This is a genomic window from Chloroflexota bacterium, assembly GCA_035652535.1.
In the GTDB taxonomy this organism is placed as follows: Bacteria; Chloroflexota; UBA6077; order UBA6077; family SHYK01; genus DASRDP01.
Genome location: DASRDP010000004.1, coordinates 14,291 through 36,086 on the forward strand (window position 1 = coordinate 14,291; position 21,796 = coordinate 36,086).

16 protein-coding genes are annotated in these 21,796 nt (G+C 67.2%); 4 read left to right on the forward strand and 12 right to left on the reverse strand.

Annotated features, from left to right (window positions below; translation table 11 throughout):
* Positions 1-39: 39 nt before the first annotated feature.
* From VFC51_00575 to VFC51_00600, 6 genes are all read right to left on the reverse strand, one after another.
* Positions 40-2,286 (reverse strand): hypothetical protein, encoded by a 2,247-nt coding sequence (locus VFC51_00575; protein ID HZT05500.1) that lies wholly within the window; start codon positions 2,284-2,286, stop codon positions 40-42.
* On the reverse strand, positions 2,286-3,827 hold the full coding sequence (locus tag VFC51_00580; GenBank protein ID HZT05501.1) for an O-antigen ligase family protein: 1,542 nt from the start codon (positions 3,825-3,827) through the stop codon (positions 2,286-2,288). Before VFC51_00580 ends, VFC51_00575 begins: the two co-directional genes overlap by 1 nt.
* Before the next feature lies 1 nt (position 3,828).
* Positions 3,829-4,839 (reverse strand): glycosyltransferase family 2 protein, encoded by a 1,011-nt coding sequence (locus VFC51_00585; protein HZT05502.1) that lies wholly within the window; start codon positions 4,837-4,839, stop codon positions 3,829-3,831.
* The gene (locus VFC51_00590; GenBank protein HZT05503.1) at positions 4,836-6,302 is read right to left on the reverse strand and encodes a flippase; all 1,467 of its coding nucleotides are present in this window, start codon (positions 6,300-6,302) and stop codon (positions 4,836-4,838) included. Before VFC51_00590 ends, VFC51_00585 begins: the two co-directional genes overlap by 4 nt.
* A 4-nt stretch (positions 6,303-6,306) precedes the next feature.
* Entirely contained in the window at positions 6,307-7,797 is a 1,491-nt protein-coding gene (locus VFC51_00595) for a Wzz/FepE/Etk N-terminal domain-containing protein (protein ID HZT05504.1), read from the reverse strand.
* Positions 7,798-7,887: 90 nt separating this feature from the next.
* Positions 7,888-8,595 (reverse strand): sugar transferase, encoded by a 708-nt coding sequence (locus tag VFC51_00600; protein ID HZT05505.1) that lies wholly within the window; start codon positions 8,593-8,595, stop codon positions 7,888-7,890.
* 275 nt (positions 8,596-8,870) lie between these two features.
* Between VFC51_00600 and VFC51_00605 the strand changes: the two genes are divergently transcribed.
* Complete coding sequence (locus VFC51_00605; GenBank protein ID HZT05506.1) at positions 8,871-9,968, forward strand: hypothetical protein; 1,098 nt, start codon at positions 8,871-8,873, stop codon at positions 9,966-9,968.
* 36 nt (positions 9,969-10,004) lie between these two features.
* Here VFC51_00605 and VFC51_00610 read toward each other — a convergent pair whose 3' ends face one another.
* Entirely contained in the window at positions 10,005-10,994 is a 990-nt protein-coding gene (locus VFC51_00610; protein HZT05507.1) for a glycosyltransferase family 2 protein, read from the reverse strand.
* A gap of 83 nt (positions 10,995-11,077) precedes the next feature.
* The gene (locus VFC51_00615) at positions 11,078-12,223 is read right to left on the reverse strand and encodes a glycosyltransferase family 1 protein (GenBank protein ID HZT05508.1); all 1,146 of its coding nucleotides are present in this window, start codon (positions 12,221-12,223) and stop codon (positions 11,078-11,080) included.
* A gap of 326 nt (positions 12,224-12,549) precedes the next feature.
* Here VFC51_00615 and VFC51_00620 point away from each other — a divergent pair, with 326 nt between their 5' ends.
* The gene (locus VFC51_00620) at positions 12,550-13,653 is read left to right on the forward strand and encodes a glycosyltransferase (GenBank protein ID HZT05509.1); all 1,104 of its coding nucleotides are present in this window, start codon (positions 12,550-12,552) and stop codon (positions 13,651-13,653) included.
* A gap of 23 nt (positions 13,654-13,676) precedes the next feature.
* Here VFC51_00620 and VFC51_00625 read toward each other — a convergent pair whose 3' ends face one another.
* Entirely contained in the window at positions 13,677-16,637 is a 2,961-nt protein-coding gene (locus VFC51_00625) for an N-acetylmuramoyl-L-alanine amidase (protein HZT05510.1), read from the reverse strand.
* Positions 16,638-16,798: 161 nt separating this feature from the next.
* On the opposite strand from VFC51_00625, the gene VFC51_00630 reads away from it, so the two are divergent.
* Both VFC51_00630 and VFC51_00635 read left to right on the forward strand, forming a co-directional pair.
* A complete protein-coding gene (locus VFC51_00630; GenBank protein ID HZT05511.1) occupies positions 16,799-17,560 on the forward strand; it encodes a class I SAM-dependent methyltransferase in 762 nt (253 codons plus the stop codon).
* Between the two features lie 44 nt (positions 17,561-17,604).
* On the forward strand, positions 17,605-18,411 hold the full coding sequence (locus VFC51_00635; GenBank protein ID HZT05512.1) for a class I SAM-dependent methyltransferase: 807 nt from the start codon (positions 17,605-17,607) through the stop codon (positions 18,409-18,411).
* A 71-nt stretch (positions 18,412-18,482) separates the two neighbouring features.
* Here VFC51_00635 and VFC51_00640 read toward each other — a convergent pair whose 3' ends face one another.
* The 3 genes from VFC51_00640 to VFC51_00650 form a co-directional block, all read right to left on the reverse strand.
* On the reverse strand, positions 18,483-19,352 hold the full coding sequence (locus tag VFC51_00640; protein ID HZT05513.1) for an ABC transporter permease: 870 nt from the start codon (positions 19,350-19,352) through the stop codon (positions 18,483-18,485).
* A complete protein-coding gene (locus VFC51_00645) occupies positions 19,349-20,146 on the reverse strand; it encodes an ABC transporter ATP-binding protein (protein ID HZT05514.1) in 798 nt (265 codons plus the stop codon). Before VFC51_00645 ends, VFC51_00640 begins: the two co-directional genes overlap by 4 nt.
* A 177-nt stretch (positions 20,147-20,323) precedes the next feature.
* Positions 20,324-21,769 (reverse strand): glycosyltransferase family 39 protein, encoded by a 1,446-nt coding sequence (locus tag VFC51_00650; protein HZT05515.1) that lies wholly within the window; start codon positions 21,767-21,769, stop codon positions 20,324-20,326.
* Positions 21,770-21,796: the final 27 nt, after the last annotated feature.

The window sequence follows — 21,796 nt, forward strand, 5'->3', positions numbered from 1 at the left end:
CAACGATCGAGGACTCAACATCTGTCCGACCACACCCATTCAGCGCCAGTCAAAAAACAACTCCCAGGACGTGGTCGAAACGAGAAGCGGCTTCGGATCGCCACCGGTCGCGGGGACCGTGTAGACGTCCGGCTGACCGTGCGCGTCTTCCAAAAAGGCGATCGTCGCTCCGTCCGGTCCCCACAGCGGGGCGGGACGGATTCCCCCGACGCCGCTGGCGATGGTACGCTCGTCGCCAGTCGCGAGATTCACCACGACGACCGACCACGGTCCGATATCGGAGACAGCGTCGCCAATCGAATCCGCCCCCGAAAGTCTCGTGTAGGCCAGCGAACCACCATCCGGCGACCACGAGGGATCGACCGCATCCGCGTCGTCATCCGTGACCTGGCGGTCACCCGACCCGTCCGCCAGCATCGTGTGAATCTGCATCCGCCCGCCCGCATACGAAGCAAACGCGATGGCAGACCCGTCCGGAGAGAAGCGAGGCGTTCGGTCGTAACAGAGGGCAAAGCCACACGTGACGCTGGTCAAGTTGATGACGTCTCCCGTTGCCAAATCGGCTCGCAGGATCCACGACTCCTGCCGGACGGACGACACGTTGGCGAACACGAGGGAGCGGCCGTCGGGCGACACGTCGGGCTCGACGTTGGAGCGAGGATCATTCGCGGGAGGGGCGTCGAGGGCGTCGTACGACCAGGGCGAGGTGATCTGGCGCAAACCCGACCCATCGGCGGACACGACGAAGACCTGGTCCAGGGCCTGAGTCGGCACATCATTCGCGGCCGCTCGCCCCGCCGCCCCTTCGTCCCCCGCGATGACAGGGTCGCCGAAGGAGGGCGCTCCCCCCGGAGCGGCGCGCGGAACGACCGTGGCGCCCGGTCGCGGCGGCGCCTGAGACGCGTCCACGGGCACGCTCGCGGTAAACACGATGCTGGAGCGGTCTTTCGTCCATCGGGCGAAGTCTGGCGCAAGGTCCGAACGGGGCCACGGCAGCGGCGCGACGTCGGATGGGCCTGCGGACATCGTGAAGAGCTGCGCTGTGGGGGACAACGACTGCCCGGCCTCGGTGTCTGCCCAGAAGTTTCCCGCTGGATCGCGACGCGTGGGGTAGGTCAACGCCCCGAAGAGCAGGCGAGGACCCGGCGCCGTTGCCGCGTGGAGGGAAACGGCTCGCTGCCGATCCGCGCCGGATTCCGGCGCCACCCAGTCGTGCCAGATGATAACCTGGCCGGGCAGCTCGACCACGATCCTGGCGTCGCCACCGTTTGCGTCGACCGAATAGATGCCGGCCAGGTCTTGACGCCGAAGCGAAAGAAATGCGATGCGGTCTTCGCCGGGAATCCAGACCGGTATCCAGCTCGGTCCCTCGTCTGGCGCGCACGGCTCGTCGGACGGCCGCCGCGGCGCGCAGTTCTTGCCCTGGGTGATCAGCGTCTGCGAGCCCGTGTCGACGTCCTGCACAACGATGTGCCAGTCAACCGGCAGGGGGAACTTGCCGCGCTGATCCGAGGGGAACGGCCACTCGTGGCCGCGAAAGACGGACGCGGCCATTCTGCGCCCGCCCGGCGCGAAGGCCGGGTCGGTGTACCAGAACTCATCGTTCGTGAGCGCCTGCCGGTGGCTCCCGTCGGCGGCGATGGTGTAGACCTGCGGGCTGCTCAGCGCGCCGTCCTGCGCGGACCCCGACGTGAAGATGATCTCCCCGCCGTCCGGCGACCAGCGCGGGTCGCTGTCGAAACCCTGCGCGGGCGACGTCACCGCGGTGAGATTCTGGACGCGCCCGGTTGCGAGATCGAGCTTGTAGAGGGCGACGACCGGGAACGTCTCCCAGGAGGCCGTGAAGAGCACGCTCGATCCGTCCGGCGCGAGCTTGGGCTGAACGACACGGTGGTGGGTCGCGAGGAGACGCTCGGCGCCCGTCCCGTCCGCGTTCATCAGATAGATTCCGCTCTCGTCCTCCCGCTCGCCCGTCGATTCGATCGTATAGAGAATCTTCCGACCACCCATGACCCAGACGGGCCAGTCGGCGGACGCGCTCTCGTCGAATGTGAGCTGGCGGAGATCCGTACCGTCTTCGTTGACGGTGTAGATCTGCGGATTGCCGGACGGGCCCGTGGGCTCCGGACGCGGAACCGCGGCGAAGACCACCTTTCGCGGAGCTGGGGCCGGCGGCTGATCGGCGCGAACGTCGGCCGCCAAGCGAGCAGGCGTGGTCAGCAGGCCTCCTGTCACGACGAGGGAAATCGCAGCCCACCGGACCTTGAGCCAGCCGTCAGAGAACATCAGCGGGCCCCTGTCGACATAGTTGCCGGGCCCTCGCGCTCGGCGATCCGCAGGCCCGCCGCCACGAGGCCGGCCAGGAGCCAGAAGCCGAGCAAGGGCACGTCGTGGCGAAGCGTGAAGGACGTCGTCTCTTCAAGGGCATAGAAGGCGTACATCGCCAGCGCCCCCACCCCGATCCCGGCGAGCGTTCGGTCCCTGGATCGCGCCAGGCGAAAGGCCCCGACCACCAGCGCGCAAAACGTGAGGAGCATCCCGGCGAGCCCCACCACCCCCGTGTCCGCAAGCACGAGGATGTAGAGGTTGTGCGGCGGCAGCCCCGTTAATCCGATTCCGTAGCGGTCGTACCGCGGCAGCACCTGTTCGTAGTTGTCAAGGCCAACGCCGACGAGGGGCGCATCCCGCGCCACGCTCAGCCCCACCTCGTTCACTTGCTGTCGCGCTTCCACCTCGACTCCAACGTGTTCGCTCAGGAAGTTGCGCGCAATGCCCTCCGCAATGTTGCCGTGGGTCACGAGCGCGTTGGCGACAACGGACACGATCCCGACCATCGCGACCACGCCAACCACCGTCCGGAGCCTGACGTACCCGCGGCTGATCGCCCAGACGCAGACGGCGCCGGCGACCGGGATGATCGTGAGGAACGCCACGCGCGTCTGGGACAGGACCATGCCCAGGAGCCCGGCTCCCGCGGAGAGCAAGCACAGCAGCCGCCAGCGCTTGCTCTCGGTGCTCAGCCCGACGCTCAGGGCCACCAGCCCGATCTCGGCGAGAATCGCGGCGAGGAAGACCGGATGCAGAATCGTTCCGCTCGGCCGAACGATCTCCGCGTCATCGGCGACTCGGGTCACGAGCTGGGACTCATCCCCGACGCGCACCAGGCCCAGCGAGCTCTGCGTCGCCCACTGGGCGGTGGCCAGCAGCGTTTGGATGAAGGTGATGGCAAGGAGCGCGCCGAGGACCGCGAGGAGGTCGCGCCGGTCGCGCACGCGGGCCGCGACGTAGACGTAGAGCGCGAGCATCCATGCCATGCGGACGAACTCGGCGAGCGAAAAGTAGGGCGCGGTGGCGGCCAGGAAGCTGGGAAGTACCGACATGGCGCACAGCAGGGGGATGAAGACCACGGGCCGCATCAACGCCTGCTTCAAATCGGTGAGCGCGGTGCCGCTCGCAGCCCAGAAGCACGCGAGCACCACCAGCAGGATGTCTGGAGTCTGGACGTAGAGACCGGCGACCCCACCCGCGATGTCCGTGTCCGTGGGCCCGAGGAGCTTATAGAAGAGGCGCTGGGTACTGAGGACCAGGACGATCAGGATGAATCGCTCGCGTTTCCGAGCCCCCAGGGTGACGAGCGCGAACAGCACGGCGCTGACGACGACCAGCTGCGCGTAGAACTGGCGCTCGGCGAGCAGGACGCCGCCCATCGCCGACGCGGCGGCCATGCCAACGGCGGCGACCAGTACGGCTCGCCGGCTGATTCCCGCCGACCATGGCCCGGCGCCTGCCGCGCGGCCATCCGCCGCCGGCCAGGAGATGCCCGTCACCTTAGGCGCCCATCATCTGGTCGCCGAGCGGCCTTGTAGGCACCGGCGTCGGGTGGCGCTGGGGGGCGCGCCGAAAGCCCCGGTTGCAGTAGAAGAGCATGACTTTCCAGCCGAGCCACTTCGCGAGCCAGCTGTACGACGTCTTCCTTCGGGAGAGCCACCGCTGGACGAAGGGCACGGTCCACGGATTGAAGAGCACTTCACGAATGAGGCCGCGCACGAACTTGCGGGGCCGATTGCGACGCGAGAACACGCCGTAGTAGCCCAGGAGATCGGGGTCCGGCACGAGGACGTGGAGATCGCGAAGCCCGCGGCCGATGCTCTCCGCGAAGGCGCAGCCGCTCTCGAAGGTCATGGGGTGGAAGTGCTCGCCGCGGGCGCGAGGGTTGTAGACGATCTCGTACCCCGCTCGCGTCCATCGATAGCCCAGCTCGACGTCCTCGTGGCCGATCTCCGCCCAGTCCTCGTGGAACACCAGGTTTCGATCGATCATGACCCGCCGTGGAAGGGAGAGGTTCATCGACCAGAAATACCGGTATGGGACGGTCTTGTGGGCCCGGTCGGCGATGTCGTCGTAGGCGAAGGGCCGCCAGACCTCCTGGAACGGCGACCAGGGCATCTCGGTGGACTGCTCCACGAGCCCGAGCACCGCGATCGGCGCGTCGTGCTCGGCGTGCGTCTGCGCGTGCTCGCGAAGGAGATTGGGCTCCACCCAAACGTCGTCGTTGAAGAAGAGCGCGTAGTCGAACTGGGCCTGGGCGAGCCCGAGGTTCCGTTTCCGCGCCGGCAATCGAATGTGGGTCGCGATCACGCGGACCGAGCACCGGGACTCCGCGGCCAGCTCCTCGACGAGCTGGGGAGTCCGGTCCGTGGAATTGTCGACGAGCAAGACCTCGAATCGGTCCGGCGGGTAGTCCTGCGCCATGAAATGCCGAACGGTCCGCGCCACGATCTCGGCGCGATTGTAGGTGGGTATGATGACGGAGAAGGTTGGGAGGCTGAGCGCCGTCACACCCCCTCCAGCACGGGCAATGCCGGTCGGCCGGCCCTCGCGCCCGGCGCCAGCTCCGCGATCTCGCGCCATCGGACGATCCGCAATGCGAGGACCGCCAGGACGTACGCCGCGAGCGCGGCGCCCGCGGCAACGAGCGCCGGAAGTCCTGCGGCCTGGGAAACGCCGAGCGCCGCGCCGAACGCTCCAGCCGCGACGCACGCTCGTACCAGCTCGCCGGCCGCGATGCTGACGCCGATTCGGCGCGCCATGACCGTCGACCAGACGACCGCCAGGGCGCTCGTCCCGAGCGCCGCCCAGGCTGCACCCATAAAGCCCATGCGTGGAACGAGCACGAGGTTCAGACCGACGTTGGCGACGAGCGCGGCGCCGTCGTACACCACGGTGTCCCGCTGGCGACCAGCAGCGAGCAGGGTGAAGCCGTGCCAGGCGGTGAGGAACGTGAACGCCATGGCGGCGCCGAGCAGCTGGAGGGCCGAGGCGCTGCCCGCGAATTCGGGCGGAAAGAGCGCGGCGACGATGGGCCCCGCGAGGAAGAACAGCGCGACGGGAATCGGGAGCGCCACCACGGCAAGCACGGTAACCATTCGTCGATACACGAATGCGAAGCGATCCAGATCCCGGTGGAACCAGCGCGCCAGCAGCGGATACGCGGGGTTCATGAGGGCCGTCGAGAGCAGGAAGACGTACTCGATGGGCTTGGACGCCGCTCCGTACAGACCGACGTCCGTCGGGGTTGCCAGGACTCCCAGCAGCACACCGTCGAGGCGAAGATTCACCATCGTAAACGCCACGGTGGTCCAGACCGGCAAGCCGGCCGCAGCCAGGGGAGGAATGAGCCGGAGGTCGAACCGGGCGGGTAACCGGTAACGAACAGCCGCGAGATACATGCCGACCATGGCGGCGCCAAATCCACCGATGGCCGGCAGCAGCACCAGCTCCTCGAGCCCGCCGCCGCGACCGATGAGCCAGATGGCGGCCAGTCCCTGAAGCGCGCAGCCAGCCAATCCCATCAGCGCTTCGACGTGCATCGCGATTCGCACCTGGAAGAGGATGGCGATGGCAAGGAGCGCGTCCGAGATGAACCACACAGACGCGACGAGGACCAAGCCCCGAAGCTCATCCCGCGAATGGATCAGTACGAGAATGACCTGCGCAGCCAGGGCGAGAGCCAGACCGATCCCGCAACGCAGACCGATCACCGTGCCGACGACCGCCGATTCGATGGAGGGATCACGCGCGATCTCACGTACCGCCACTTTGATGAGGCCGAAGTCGCTGAGAACGACGAGCGTCCCGGTGAATCCGAGCACGAACACGTAGTCCCCGTAGGAGCCGGCGCCCAGGTGACGCGTCAGCGCCAGGGTGATGAACAGATTGACGGCGAACTGGACCGCGCGGAATCCCAGCAGCGCAATGGCGTTCCAGGCGGCACGGCGGCCTGTCGGTGCCCCGGGCGCCATGGTGTCAGATCTCGAAGGTGGCGGGCGTTGCCACACCTGGTCGACTCGTCGACGGTGGAGGCGCGGCGCCAGCCTCGACGGTGGACGCCGCGGCGAGGCCAGAAGGCTGCGGGTTAAACACGGGCCGCATCTCCACGCCGCGCTGCCAACGATCGAGACCGAAGGCGAGCCCGGCGCCACCGGCGAGCCCGAACATCAGGCCGAACAGGACGAAGAGATACCGCAACGGCTTATCTGGATAGACGGGCTGCGTCGCGGCATCGACCTGCGCCACTTCCTGCGCTCCCCGGGCGTCATTAACCACGGCCGCCTCATAGCTGGCGCGGATGGAGGAGTAGGCCGAATGCGCGCTCGATCGCTGGAGATCGAGCGCGTCGATCCGCGCGGCGTCCGCGGCGAGCTGCGCAGCGGCCTGGGTTCGCGTCTGCAGCGCTGCGTCCAGTCGGTCTCGCTTGGCCTCGAGGGCGGCGATCTCCGCGGCGAGCGAGAGCGAGTCCTTTTGCAGGTCCTGATAGACGCGGCTCGGCGACACGGTCTCGCGATTCTCCGTCAGGTTCGTCGCAGAGTCGTTGGAGGTGGTCGTCGCCGCGCGGCCCGCCTCGGCCGTCGTCGACGTCGAGACCGAATTCTGGCCGGAGGCCTGAGACGTTGTGCGCTCCGTTGGACTGAGCGTTGCGATCGTCGACCTTAGCGCTTCCTGGCGGGCCCGCTGGGACCCCAGGTTAACCTCGACGTCGCGCAATTGTTGGCGAAGCGTCTGCTCATCGGCGGCGCTCAGCTTTTGCGCCTCTGCGATGTCGCTGATGCCGTGCTCAGACTTGTATTGCTCGAGGGCGGATTCGGCCCTGTCCACCTCAGCGCGCGCGCGATCCACCTCGCCGGCCAGCACCGACTGGAATTTCGACGCGTGTCGCTGAAATTCGTCGCCCGACTGCTGGATGAACGCGCGCGTGGCGGATTCGGCGATGGCCTTTGCCAGACCGGGGTCATCGGCCCGCGCCTTGATCTCGATCAGGTAGGAATCTTTGATCGGCGTGGCGTCGATCGAGCGGCGAATGCGATCCACCGCTGCCTCGTGGGGGGTAGGCTCCGCGTAGTAGCCGTACTGGAGCATGGCCCCCCCGACACGGACCCAGCCTTTCACGGTTGCCTTGATGCGCCCAAAGAAGGACCCATCTTCCGCCGGCGGCCCGTCGAGCTTGAGGTCGTTGACGACCTGCTCGGCGACCGCGCGGCTGGTCGCCAGGCCGGCGAGCGTTTGATTGAGCGACTTGGGTTGTGTCACGTCGATGGTCCCGGGTCGGGCCGCCACGTCCTCTCCCGTGGAGCTGAGGAGTCGAGCGTCATAGGCGCGCACGAGCACGCGAGTCGTAGACGAATAGGTGGGCGAGATCAAGAACGAGGCGGCATAGGCGAGAAGTCCAGCGAGAAGAGTGACAAAGGCCCCAAGGGGCCACCACCGGCGCGCCAAGTCCCATCCAGGTGTGAAGTCCATGGGCGTCCTCAATCTCTGCGGTCGCGCCTACGCGCTCCGCGATGGAAGCTCAGAGTGGTGGCGGGGGAAGTCCGGGCCATCGTGTGCGCCTCAAAATGCGCCGTCGCGCATGAATACGCATTTCACCGTGCGCGCAAGGATGACGAGATCCAGCCACATACTCTGTCGTGCGGCGTACTCGAGGTCGGCGGCGATTTGTTCCGGGACGGAGAGCGCCCCGCGACCGCTCGTCTGCGCGAGGCCGGTCAGACCAGACCGCACGCTGAACTTCGCCAACTCCCGCGGCGCGTAGAAGCGCATGAACTCGAGGAGCTCCGGCCTGGGACCAACGAGACTCATCTCGCCGCGGAGCACATTCCACAGATTTGGGAGCTCGTCGAGCGATGTTGTGCGCAAGACGCGACCCACGCGCGTGACCCGCGGATCATCTTTCCTCTTGTACACGACGGAGCCCCGGTCATCGAGGCACGGCGTCGTGAAGAGGTCGGGGAATCGATCGCGGGAGTCAACGTACATTGAACGGAACTTGTAGAGCATGAAGGTGCGCCCGCCAAGGCCCACGCGGCGCTGTCGGAACAGCACAGGCCCGGCCGAATCCAGGCGAATCAAGATCGCAATTGCCGCCATCAACGGAGCGAGGAGGATGAGCGCCAACAAGGCGACGACGATATCGAGGGCGCGCTTGGCCGCGTCGTATGCGGGGCGACCACGCCGAGCATCGACGGGGGCACTGAGCCCGGGGGCGAGCTCGCGCGCCGAGCGACGGATGGATGGGAACGCGCAGCGGCTCGCCGCCAATGGCTCCTGCGCCCGTGGTGCGTTGCTGAAGGTACCAGCCAAAGAGCGTTGCCTACCGATCAGCGAATTTGCGTGCACGCGCCGCACCCGATCAAGAGCGACGGGTCCTTTGCTCCTGCGGCTACTTTCAGAGTCCGGGAGCTCCTCGCTCAATGACGCGTTCGCGTTGAGTCAGAAGCAAACTCGCCAGTCGCCAAGCATGGGAATCGTTGTGTTTCGTGAACCAGAATCATTCCGTCAAGAACTGATTCCGTTGACGGAAGGGGATGGTAACATTGCGTACTATCCCCCTTCAATGTGAACGTCGTCACGGAGCGCCACTCATCCTGCGCCGGTTCCTCGCGCGACTGATCGTGCTCTCGGCTGTGCTCATCGCGGGGATCGTGGTCGGCCGGCGCAGCCAGATCGGGACCGAGTCGCCCGGCCCAGTCACGCCGCCCGAGCTATCGGCCGTCGGCCTCGAGGAGGCCCGCGCTCGCACGGCCGAAGTCGAGCCGCTGACGGCCGATCGCATCGTATTCTGCTCGGACCGGACCGGTAACCACGAAATCTACGTCATGGGCGCGGACGGGTCCAACGTCAAGCGGCTCACGCTCGATCTCTCGTTCGAGAGCTGGTGGCCGAGGATCTCGCCCGATCGGCGCAGGATTCTCTTCTACCGAGTCCCGGCGGGCGCGAAGCCGGAGGAGATCAAGGTTGCGAGTCTCTGGGTCATGAATGCGGACGGGTCGGATCAGCGACTGCTCCGTCCCGTCGGGATGGACGGATGGGTCGTTCAGGGACATGCCGAGTGGTCGCCATCGGGGGATCAATTGGTCATGGTAGGAGGATCGTTCCCCAACACGCAGATCTTCCTCACCGATGACGAAGGGCGGCACCCCCGCCAGATCACCCATCGAGACGGGGTGAATACCGATCCGAGCTGGTCACCGGACGGAAAGACGATCGCGTTCGTGAGCTGCGCCGTGTCCCCTTGCGTCGAGCAGAATTTCGAGATCTTCACAATGCCCGCCGCCGGCGGTGACGTCACCCAGCTTACGCACAACACGATGCGGGACCACGACCCCTACTTCTCGCCAGATGGCGCGTCCATCGCGTGGCTAGCCGAGACGGAGCCAAACGCATTCAAACCCGGCATCGGCGTGTGGAGCATCTTCATGATGCGCTCAGATGGGAGCGACCAGCACCCGGTGATCAAGGACCGCGCGATCAACAGCGTCCCGCGATGGACCAGCGGCGGCGCCACCCTCATCTTTCATCGCTATGACGTATCGCTCGCGCGCTGGGGCGTCTACCGAATCAACCTCGATGGCACGGGGCTGCACGAGATCACGGACGCGAGACTCGGAAACTCGGAATACCCGTCGCTGTAGAAATTCCCCGGATCGCGCGCGGGGCCACCACCCACGCTAGGGCAGCTCGGGCTCCTGAAGGACGCGGCCAATCTCTGCATCGTCGCGTCGCGCGTGCCGCGAACGCGAGCGTCTGAGCCGCTCCACTTCCAGGGCCCCTTGAATGGCGTAGGAAACGAGGCAGCGCGCGGCGAGGAGGCCCGCCACGATCGGGGCCAGAGGGTCCAGAAGACCGCGCGAATGGTGCTTGCGATAGTACCGCCACACGTCCTGATGGAATCGCCACACGCGCCAGCAACGCTGGCGAAAATTGTGCCCGGATCCACCTGAGTGCTCGTAGTGAACGACCCGAGACGCCGGCACGCAGTACACATGTCCCTGCCCCTGCAGCCGTCTGCAGAGATCGGCGTCGCCAAAATTGAATAGCCGCTCGTCGAAGCCGCCCGCGGCGAAAAAGGCGTCCCGGCGGATCATCACCGACGTCCCATGCACGAACTCGACGCGAAACGGCTCGCCCGATGTCGCACGCCAATCGAGTATCTCGCCGCGAGAGAACCGGTTCCCCGGGAACCACTTGGTGATGTAGGAGCGCCGGCCGAACAGCGCCGTTCGAGCGGAAGGGAGCGGCTTCGCTCCACCCTGGAAGCTTCCGTCCGGATTCAGCAGCAAGCTCCCCGCCGCGGCCGATTCGGGGTGGTCGTCGAGGAAGGAGGCGAGGGCGTCGACGGTCTGAGGAAACAGCTCGACGTCGTTGTTTGCAAAGTACAGGTACGCTCCGCGCGCTTCGCGCGCGGCCCGGTTGCTCGAGTAGGATTGTCCAAAGTTCTGTGAATTGGCTAGCAGCAGGACATCGGGGAACGACGAGCGGACCATCCTGTCGCTCCCATCCGTCGAGCCGTCATCGACGACCAACACTTCAAACGAACGCTCTGGTGCGTGGCGCTGAAGGGATGCGAGACAACGAGCCAGCATCTCCCGGGCGTTGTAGTTCGCAATGATGACGGAGACGACCGGACGATCCGCCGGCTCGGCTTCAGTGCGCGACATTTCCGCTCCGGGCCTCCTCAGCTCTCAGAACAACTTCCCCCGTCACGCTCGATCCGGTGTTTTGCGCGATTGGCCCGCTACCATCACGCGGCGCGGTCCATCGCCCAGTGAAACGCATCGAGCGCCCGTTCGGCCATCGCGCGCGGGGTAAAGGTCGCGGCGCGGCGCCGTCCCCGCTCGATGAGCGTGGCTCGCAGAGCTTGGCTTGTGGCGAGTTCGACGATCCCGCGCGCGATGGCATCCGTGTCGAACGGATCCACCAGGAGCGCGGCATCGGACAGGACCTCCGGGAAGGCAGACGTGTTCGACGCCAGCACCGGCGTCCCGACAGCCATGGCCTCCACTGGGGGGAGCCCAAATCCTTCCCAGAGCGAGGGATACAGCAGCGCGGTCGCCCGCTGCAGCAGGGCGTCCCGGACGGCGTCTGGGACGCGACCGAGGAACACAACCGAGCCCGGACGCGCCTGCCGAGCTGCGCGCTGCTCCTCTCCACCACCCCACCACCGACCGCCGGCGATGACAAGCTTGAAGTTGTCGATACCAGCCGCGGCGCGCTGCGCCCGGGCAAATGCGTCGATCAAACGTGGGACATTCTTCCTCGGATGCAGGTTCCCAAGGTATAGGAGATACGGCGGGTCGACCCCCAACGCCCCCAGCGGGTCGGGCGCCTCCTCATCCGATCTCGGCGCTGTCTCCAATGTTCCGGCAGTGGCCGCGCGGCCGCCAACAGTGACCGCGTTGGGCACGACGAACACCGAGTCGGGCGAAACGTCGTACGTCCCGATGATCTCGCACCGGGAAAATTCGCTGACCGTGATGATTGCGCGCGCCTGTCGGATGTGAAGCGGAATCAGCGCCCGGAACCGCACGCGGACGGCCAGCGGATGAAGAGCCGGATACCTCAGGAATGCCAGGTCGGGCACATAGAGGGCGACCGGGCGTGGGGGCCAAGGGGGGGCGTGTATCAGGGAATGCAACAGCGAGATTCGCGGCTCAAACCGCGAAACGGCCCGGCGCACCGTCAGCGCGTGGCGAACAGCGGAGATGCGCCCGCCCACAGACACGAGCGGAAAAGCCGCGCGAGATCGCACGATGTTGGGCAGCTCGACACCGGGACGGACGAGAAGTGGGAAGAGCCGATCGCCGTCGTCGTCCACGATCTCCGCGAGCCCTGTGAGGAGTCCCTTCGTATAGGTCTCGTCTCCGCCCCGCGCGGAGCCCAGCGCCATTGCGTCGATGGCAACGACGCGCTGGGCACGGGTTTCAGTGGCCTGGACTCGTTGAGAGGGGGCGATCTCACTACGCCAAGACGTGAATGGAATTCGTCATCATCCCTGATATAGTGCCTCTCGGTTGCGAAGGGCACGAGGCCGATCATACGTGAGGGTGCTTCTTATGGTCAACGTGAACAGGATCACGCATGCCGCCGCCTCTCCTGCCGAGCGTCGCAATTAGGGCTGGGACGACCCCAGCAATGTCGCCGGCGGCGCCGCGAGCCGCCTCTCCTGCACGCGTCGTCACTCTCGCTGGTACCCACGACCCGCGAAGCGGCCGAGTGCCAATCCTCGCCCAGGGGCTGGCGGAGCGAGGCCTGACCGTTCGCCGGATCGTGGAGCCGTCCTGGGGTTCAACCACCGAACGCGTTGAGTTAGCGCGGAGAGGGCTGGGCAACCCCCGCCTCCTGGGACGGCTCGTCCGCGCGTATGCACGCCTGGGGCGTCGAGTAGCGGAGGCCGCGCGCCACGGGGTCATCCTCGTCGGCTACCCGGGCCAGCTGGACATGGTGGCGCTTCGGCTGCTCTTCCCTCACGCGCTGTTGGTGCTGGACGCGTTTGTGGGACTGGACGAGACCCTGGCCGATCGGCGCATCGGCGCCAGAAACGATGCGACCCGCCGCGCGGCACGGCTCATCGACCGCCTCGCGTTTCGGTTCGCGGACCTCGTCGTCGTCGATACCGCTGCGCACGGGCGCCGCTTCTCCGTCGAGTGCGGCCTCGACCCGGGACGAGTCGTGGTCGCGCCGGTCGGCGCTCGAGACCCGGGCACCGTGCCGAGGGCCCCCGCTTCGCCGCCCCTCCGCGTCCTCTATTTCGGCGGGTTCGTGCCGCTCCACGGCCTGGACACGATCCTGGCGGCGGCCCGGTGCATCCCGCGCGGCGCGGGGGTGTGTTTCGACCTCGTGGGAGACGGCCAGGAGGCCGATGCCGTCGCGTCTTCCCTCGCGGCCGATCCTGTCCCCAACGTGCGATTCACCCGGACGTGGCTCTCCGAGGACGACTTGATCCGCGAGTACATCTCCCAGGCGCACGTATGCCTGGGCATCTTCGGGGCGGGAACGAAGGCTATGGACGTGGTCCCCGCGAAGCTCTACCTCGCCCTCGCCTGTGGGCGCACCGTCGCCACCGCCGAGTCGCCTGCGCTCCGCGAGGAGGTGCTCGCCCGGTCCAGCGCCACCCCTCCGGTCCTCGTCTGTCCGCCGTCCGATCCGCCGGCGCTGGCATCGACCCTGCTTCGTCTGCGTGACGATCCCAACGTTCGCGAGGAGGTCGCGGCCGAGGGGCGACGGCTCTACTCGGCGGCGTTCACCCCCGCGGCCGTCGTCACGCCCCTCGTCGATGCCATCGAAGCCGCTTGCGCGCGTCGCGCACGGCGCGGATAGCGTGACCACGCCCGAAGCTCCGCTCAGCGAACGTCGTTCACGACGGCTGACAGCGCGGATCCGGGGGCCGCGCTGATGGTCAGCGAACCGCCGAATCCGGCCGGCAGCCCGGTCAAGGCTGCAGAGTAGAAGGTCCGGGCGCCCGAGCCGGGAATGACGTCGTCCGTCTGGTACACGAGCCCGCCACGGGGATCGGTGAAGCGAAGGCTGATCGGGGATGCTCGCGGCAGAAGGTTCACGACTTGCACGCCCGAACGCCAGCCATCGCGGTCGTTCGTGAACCAGGGGACGAACAGGGTCGACGCGCTGTCTGGCGAGCTGCCCACCGCGGTGCCCGTCTTCTTCACCGCGTTGACGGTCTGCGCCAGTGTGAGAAGCGGCTGGCCCTCCAGCGCGCGAACGATAGCCGAAGCAACGAGGTTGTCGGGAAGATCGAGCGCCGCCGGCAGATAAAACGTTGCGCTGATGCCGAACCCGACGAAGCCGCGCTGCTCCCACGGTCCGCCGGATCCGTCGGTCTGCATATACGTCGCTAATACGTCGGCCGGTCCAGCGCCGAGATTTTGTACTTGCAGCCCGGAATTCCATCCGTTGCGGCGGCGGTACAGGAGCGGCGCAACCGCGGCCTGGCTCCCGCCGGCTCGAGCCGCGTAGCTCATCGCGACGCCGTCAGATCGAATCTCGTTGACGTATGCCGCCATTGGCTGGCCATCTGTGCTCTCGATCACCGCCGAACCGACAAAGCCGTCCGGCAGGCTGTCGTTCGCGGGAGTGTAGAACGTCGCCGCCGCGAGCGGTGCGACGACGGCCGTCTCCGACCAGGTCGCCCCGTTGTCCTGAATCAAGGTGACCGAAACTGAGCCGGGCTCGCTCCCCAGGTTTTGGACCTGGATGCCGGTCGAAAGCCCGTGGTAGTTCTTGGCAATGAGCGGCGCGTAGAGCGTCGTCCAGCCGTGGGACACGCCCTCCACAGCCATTCGATCGGTGTTTGCGCGCTCCTGAAACGCCACCCCCGCGACAGGCCCATCGGCCTGGACCACGGCGGACCCGACGAAGCCATCCGGAAGCCCGGTGAGCGTGGCCAGGTCGAATTGGGCGGCGGCGCGGCCCTGAAGGGCGAATGGGACCGCAGCGGCCGTCGCGCCATCTGGAGCGATCAGGGCGAGGGATCCTTGCAGGGGCGCATCGGCGGCACTCGCCACGACCAGACGTGTGCTCCACCCGCCAGCGCCGCGCATCGCCAGGGGGAAATACACCGTGGACGACGGGGCAGCGATCGCGGCGTAACTACTGGCGCCCGGCGTCCAAACCGTCACCGACGTCGGAGCCACGCGGTCCTGAAGCCAGGCGACCCCTTCGTCGACAATGCCGGCCCACAGCGTGTGCGCGCCAGGTTCGTCGAAGCGGATGAACCCGGTTACGGTCCGCGTCTGGCCGGGCCCCAGGTCCTGTCCGAGGCCCCAACGGAATCGCCGATCGATTACGCCGCCGCCATCCAGCTCGACGCCGACGCGAATTCGGCCCGGCTGCTCCGGCTGGCCCACGGAGAGGTAGCTGTCCTTTTCATCATAGACCGCCCCCGGGTCCGGCCCCTGCGTGGTGACCGGCGACGCCCCCGTATTAGCTACCGTTATGTCGACCCTCACCACATCCATCGCGCTCAGCGAGGTCGGACTGAACCGCGCGCCGACCACCGAGACAGACGGCCGCGGCTGCGGAACGGATGGGCTCGGGCTGGGTGTCGTAATCGGTCCAATTGGACCCGTCGGAAGGACGCCGGTGGCGAGATAGGTGGCCACACGCTGGCGGATTGTCGGCAACAGCGCGTAGGCCGCGTCGCCCGGACAATCCGTCGACATGACGTCCCGGTGGCCGAAGATGTTGGGGACCTGCTTATCGACGAAGAAGCTCGAGCCGAGCGGGTCCACGCCCTGGGCGCGGGCTCGCCACGCGATCAGCGACACCAACGCCGCGAGCATCGCATCCGTCGGTCGATCGTCCTGGTAGGTGCCGAGTAGCGCGATGCCGTCCGCGCCGCTGCTGTACTGAGCCGCATGACCGGCGACGACGTTCGGCCCACCGGCCCGCCCCTCATAGATGTTCCCCGATCGGTCGATCAGGTAGTTGTAGCCAATGTCTCCCCAGCCGAGGGTGACGGCATGGTAGTAGTAGATCGCGCGAATCGCCGCCGCCGGGTCATTGCCGCCGTCACTCGTAACCGTATGGTGGATGGCGAACTTACGAGCTGGCGCAAATTCCGGCGTCCACGTCAGGTACTGGGGATCAGCGCCCCAATCGGAGCGGGCGATGATCCGAGGCGCCGCGATCGGCGGACCGGACGGAGCGGATGGCGCTGATGGGGCCACTCCTGGCGGGAGTGGCGTCACGGCCGGCGTGACAGATGGAGCAGGGGTCGGCCGCGGGGTCCCGATGGGCGCAAAGGGAGAGAAGGGTGTCGCAGGGGGCGGCGTCGGCACGGGGACCTGCAGCGGATTCCCAGGCGCAATCGCGGGATCGATCGCTCTTCCCAGGCGCGCCGCGGCGACAGGAGGATCGGGCTGGCCACCGGATGGGTCAATCGCGACGATTCGCAGGTCCGCCGGAAGACGCCCCGCTGCCCCAGCAGAGACACGTACTTGAGCCTCGATCGCCGGCGCCCCGATGATGAGCTTGCTGGCATTCCCACCGGAGACGGGCGGGAAATCGTCCTCGATTTCAACCTCGTGCCAGCCGCCCATGGTTCCATCCACCGTCACCACGCGCTCTTCCAACGTCGGGGCGTCGCCGGTCCACAGAATGCCGAATGCCTGAAAAGCGAAGGCGCTCTCAAACGTGGCGATGGCAAGGCTGTCGGCTGCAACGTCGCTTCGCGTCGCCGCGAGCTCAGCCGCGCGGACAGTGGGCGCTCGCGCGCGCGCCGATGACGGGAGGGTGGGCGCCTGGCATGCAGCGACGACGAGGATCCAACGGATCGCGACTGCCAATCTGCGCGCAGCGCGACCATCGGCCAGCAGGCGCTTCAGTAACCCAGCTCCGGTCCGGAATCAGAACAATTCTACCGACCAGGGATTCCATGGACGCGCGGTGTGATGCGACTGTGTCCGCACAGCCTGCTATCATCCCGATACGTTCGCGCGAGGCGCATGTGGCTCTTACCCAGCAACCCCCACCCATGACCTGGGGCACCGCTCCAGAGCTCGTTGGGCCGCGACACGCCTACCGGATCAGGCGGCTCGCGCGCTGCCTGCGCTCCGCCATGCCCGCGGGCACCATCCTCGACGCGGGCTGCGGTGCGGGCGGCCTCACCGAGCTCCTCGCGCGCATGGGCTATTCGGTCACCGCTATCGACGAATCGCCGGAATTCGTGGCGTACACGCGCGCGCGAATGGATTATCTTGGCCTGGCCCATCGGGTCCACGTCTTCCAGGCGGATCTGCCACGCGCCTCCCTCCGCCCCCATTGGTTCGACGGGGCCGTTTGCGGAGAGGTCCTCGAGCATCTCGATGACGACGACGCGGCGGTGCGCGCCATCGCCGCCGCGTTGAGGCCAGGTGGGATCCTGGCCCTCACGGTACCCGCGGGGAGCGATCGATTTGGCTGGCTGGACACGTGGGCTGGGCACCGGCGCCGCTATGAAGCGGCCGACCTGCGTCGTCTCATCGAGGGGAACGGCCTTCGCATCGACCTTATGGTGCGATGGGGATTTCCCTTCATGATGCTCTACGAACGGTTCCTCCAGGGGCCCGGGCTCGCTCGGGCCGGTTCGCCGGGGGGCGAGCGGTCGCTCCTGGCAAAGATCGCGCGGGGTCGCGCAACGACGGCCCTCGCCGGCCTCTTCCACCTCGACGAGCCGTTCGACCGTCTCAGTCGGGGCACTGGGTTTCTCGTCCGGGCCCGCAAGACGTGACCGATCAACCCGTCCCCGCCTCGCAATACTCTGAAGAGGTCGTGGTGGGATTCGCCGGGCCGGATTATCGCGATTTCGTCACGAGCGGGGGCGAACGGCTGCGGCCGCGGCTGGCTCGCTCACTCGATCTCGCGAAGATCCGGCCCGGGGTTCGCCTGCTCGATCTCGGATGCGGCCGTGGCGAGGTGGCTGTGCACGCTGCGCGGCGCGGCGCCGAGGTCATCGCGGCCGACTATTCGCCCGACTGCGCCCGCCTCACGGAGGAGGCCGTCCGGATGGTCGGGTGGGTCACCCCGGAGGCTGCCCGCGTCGGATCCGCGGGAAGCGTGCGCGTCCTGCTCGCCGACGCGACTGCCCTGCCGTTTCCGCCTGGGAGCTTCGACCGCGTAACGCTTCTCGACGTGGTCGAGCACCTCGTTCCCTGGCAGCTCGATGGCGCGATGCGCGAGGTGCGGCGGATTCTCAAACCGAGCGGCTACGCCGTCATCCACACCGTTCCGAATCGATGGGCGCTCGGCATCGGCTATCCGCTCCTGCGCCTCATCCGACCGGGGCTCCCTCGAGACCCACGAACGGACTACGAGCACCAAGTTCACGTGAATGAGCAGGACATCGTCGGGCTGCGGCGCACGCTCGAGCGGGCTGGCCTCGCGAGTCGCGTCTGGCTGGAAAACCTCACGCTCGAACAGGCTCGCTGGCAGCAAAACTCGGATCAGTTCGCTGACCTGCGGGGCGCATCGTATGGATTCTTTCGCACGCCGGCGGTCCGAGCGCTGGCTCGCCTCGCGCTGAGGACGCCGCTCCGCCTCGTCGCGTGCAACGACATCTACGCCCTCGCATGGCCCAAGTGACCGGGTCCACCGCGCCGACGCAGGACCGGAGCGCCCCAGCGACTCGCAACGATCGATTCTTCGGGCCGCCGCTACCGGGGCTTCCAGGGGATGAGCACGCGATCGAGCGTATTGAGGAGGATGGCGCTCGCAAAGCCGATGAGCGCGCTGACCAGTAAGCCGACGTACATCTTTTCGACCTGGAACACCTGCCACGAGCTCCAGATCATGTAGCCGATGCCGCTCTTGGCGCCGACGAACTCGGCTGACACGATCACGAGCAGCGCGACTCCCATCCCGAGGCGAAGGCCGGTCAGGACCATGGGCAGCGCGCCCGGGAGCGCGATGTCGCTGAACATCATGCGCCGGCTCGCGTGGAAGTTCTTGCCCACGTCCAGATAGACTCGCTCGATATTGCGTACCCCCGCGACCGTGTTGATGAGCACCAGATAGGTCACCGCCACCGCGATGATCGCGTACTTGCTCGCCTCGCCGATCCCAAAGATCATGATGAAGAGCGGCAGCACGGCGATCTTGGGGATGGGGAACGTCCCGTCGATGAGCGGCTGAATCACGGCCCGCACCGGGCTGAACAGGCCCATCGCGAGGCCGACGATCACCGCCGGGACCGCGCCGATCGTGAAGCCCACGGCGATTCGGACGAGGCTCACCGACACGTTGCTCCACAGCTCACCGGATTGGACCAGCGCACCGGCGGTCTTGAAGATCGACGACGGGGCTGGAAAGAATCGCGTGTCGATCCCTCCCGTTCGCGCAGCAGCCTCCCAGAGCAGAAGGAGGATGACCGGCGAGAGGAACGAGAGGGCGCGCTCGACGTTCCATCGGCCGATTCCGCCCCGGGCGGGCTTACCCACCAGCGCGGCATTCGCCGGCGCGCCCGCATGGGCGCTGCCGGACGCGGCCCGCACGTCGACGGCCCCGGTTTTCGTGGAGACGTTCATGCGCCCATGCCCTCCTGCGTGGCGTCCCCGATCAGCTGGGAACCTAGCACTTCCGCGCGAAGCAGCCCCCAAACGCGACCGAAGACTTCCCCGTACTGCGCGCTGCTCTTAACCAACTCCACCTGCCGCGGCCGGCCGAACACCGACGCCACGTCGATGATCTCCTTCACCCGCCCCGGACGTGCGCTCATAACCATGATACGGTCCGCGAGAAGGATCGCCTCGTCGATGCTATGGGTCACGTACACGACCGTTTTTCGACTCTCGTCCCAGATCCGCAGTAGCTCGCCCTGGAGGACCAGCTTCGTCTGCTCGTCCAGCGCGGCGAACGGCTCGTCCATAAGCAGGATCTCCGGATCGTTGGCGAAGGCCCGAGCGATCGACACGCGCTGCTTCATTCCGCCGGAGAGCTGGTGGGGCAGAGCGTCTTCGAACCCGGTAAGCCCAACCTTGTGGATGAAGGGCTCCGCCACGGCATAGCGAGCCCGCCGCGAAAAGCCCCGAGCTTTTAACCCGAACGCGATGTTGTCGCGCACGGTCATCCAGGGAAACACGCTCTGCTCTTGAAACACCATTGAATTGAGAGGTCGCTCGGTCGCGGGATCTCGGACCACCTCGATGGTGCCGCTCGACTCCGTCTCGAGCCCCGCGAGGATGCGCAAGAGGGTCGTTTTTCCGCACCCCGAGGGACCGACGATGCAGAAGAACTCGCCACCGCGAATGTCGACCTCGATGCCGTCGAGGGCGAGTATCTCTCGGCGGCGCACCGTGAAGCGTTTCGTCACGCCCCGCACGCTTACCTTCGCTGGAGCGGTCACCTGCGCCCTACCCCCAGGAGTCGCGCGCGCCGTCGATGGGGATCGACGGCGCGGTTCTCGGCCTGCTCCCGATCATCGTCGGGATCCATGAGCCGGGCACTATGTCCCGACCATTTAATCCGCGCGCGACGCACCCTGCAACGAGCTGATCCGTCAGGCGCCTCGTGCGCGGTACCGCACGACGCGCACAGCGTGAAAGTCGCGATCCTCCACCGGCGTTCCCCATCGGTCCAGCGCTGCCAGAAGCGTCGCGCTTCCGCGGCCCTCGTCGTGCGAAAGGACCGCCCATGCCTGGCGCGTGTGCTCGAGGGCGGGGACGACGCGCGCCTCGATGTCGGCCGTCGTGGCCACATACCGTGCCGCGTAGCCACGAGTCCAGTCGAAGTTTGCGGGCAGCCCGATCCGCGGCTGGCTTCCCGAAAAATACCGGTCGAAGGGAATCTGGGCGCCGTAGTGGATCAGAAAGATCGGATCGTTGATCCCTGCCCCTCCGGCGACCATCCCCGCCGCACCACGCCAGTCCTCCTTGTGCTCGGTCGCATCGAAGACGATTCCGCTGATCGCCATGGCGGCGGCCGCGACAGCGACGAAGGCCCGACCGGCTCGATCGAATCGGGGGAGATCGCGAACGCCGCCGATTGCCGCGGCCAGGAGGACCCAGGTTGCGCCGACTGCCACCATGAACCCGCGGTCCCGAAAGGAGTGAAGGCCAAGGGACACCAGGCCGGCCGCGATCGCGGGCCCCACAGCGATGACTCCCATCAGCCAGATCGACGGGGTATTGCGTCCGATCCGCATGACGCCCGCCGCCGCCAGCCACACAAGCACGAGCACGCTGAGCAGCGACTGGGACCATGGAGCGCCGTCAGCAAGCGCGGTCGCACACCAATGGGTCAACGCGCCAGCCAGGGTCACTCCGTCCCAGTCCGTCACGGATGCGGCAAGGCGCGCCTGCTGCGCCATGGCCGGGAGCCACGGGACGAATGCGAGCGCGATGACCCCGTGGGCCGCCGACCAGAGCACGAGCCCGTGCCTGCTCCGTTGCTGGGCGGATCGAGCGACGCCCACCAGGGCCACCGAGGCCAGGAGATACACCGCGTAGTAGTGCGTATAGAGCGATAGGGCGCCGAACACAACGTACGCCGCGAGCCCGCGCGCGCGCCGCTTGCGCAGAGCCCGAGCCGACTCGCCCGTATCCGCCCCCGTGGCGAGCGCGTCCACAGCGGCGCGGGTGGTTGCGAGGGAAAGGCACAGGAGCAACGCGTACATCCCGGCTTCCTGGCCGTAACGGATGGCGAAAGGATGCAGGGCAGCGAGCACCGCCGTCAGCAGCCCGGATCGCGGGCCAGCCACCGCGGTGCCGAGCGACCACGCGACGGCGACGGTGGGGACCACCAGCACGGCGGAAAATAGCCGAAGCGCCGCGTCGGTGTCCCCGAACGCCAGCATCCAGACGTGGAGCAGAAGGTGATACAGGGGTGGCGAGAGCTCCACGACGCTGACCGCGCCCGGTATCTGACTCAGCGGGAGATGGGCAATCGCCGCCCGCCCCGCTTCGTCGAGCCAGAAGCTTTCGCGGGCGATGTCGTGAAGGCGCACCGCGAGTCCGACCCCAGCGACACAGAG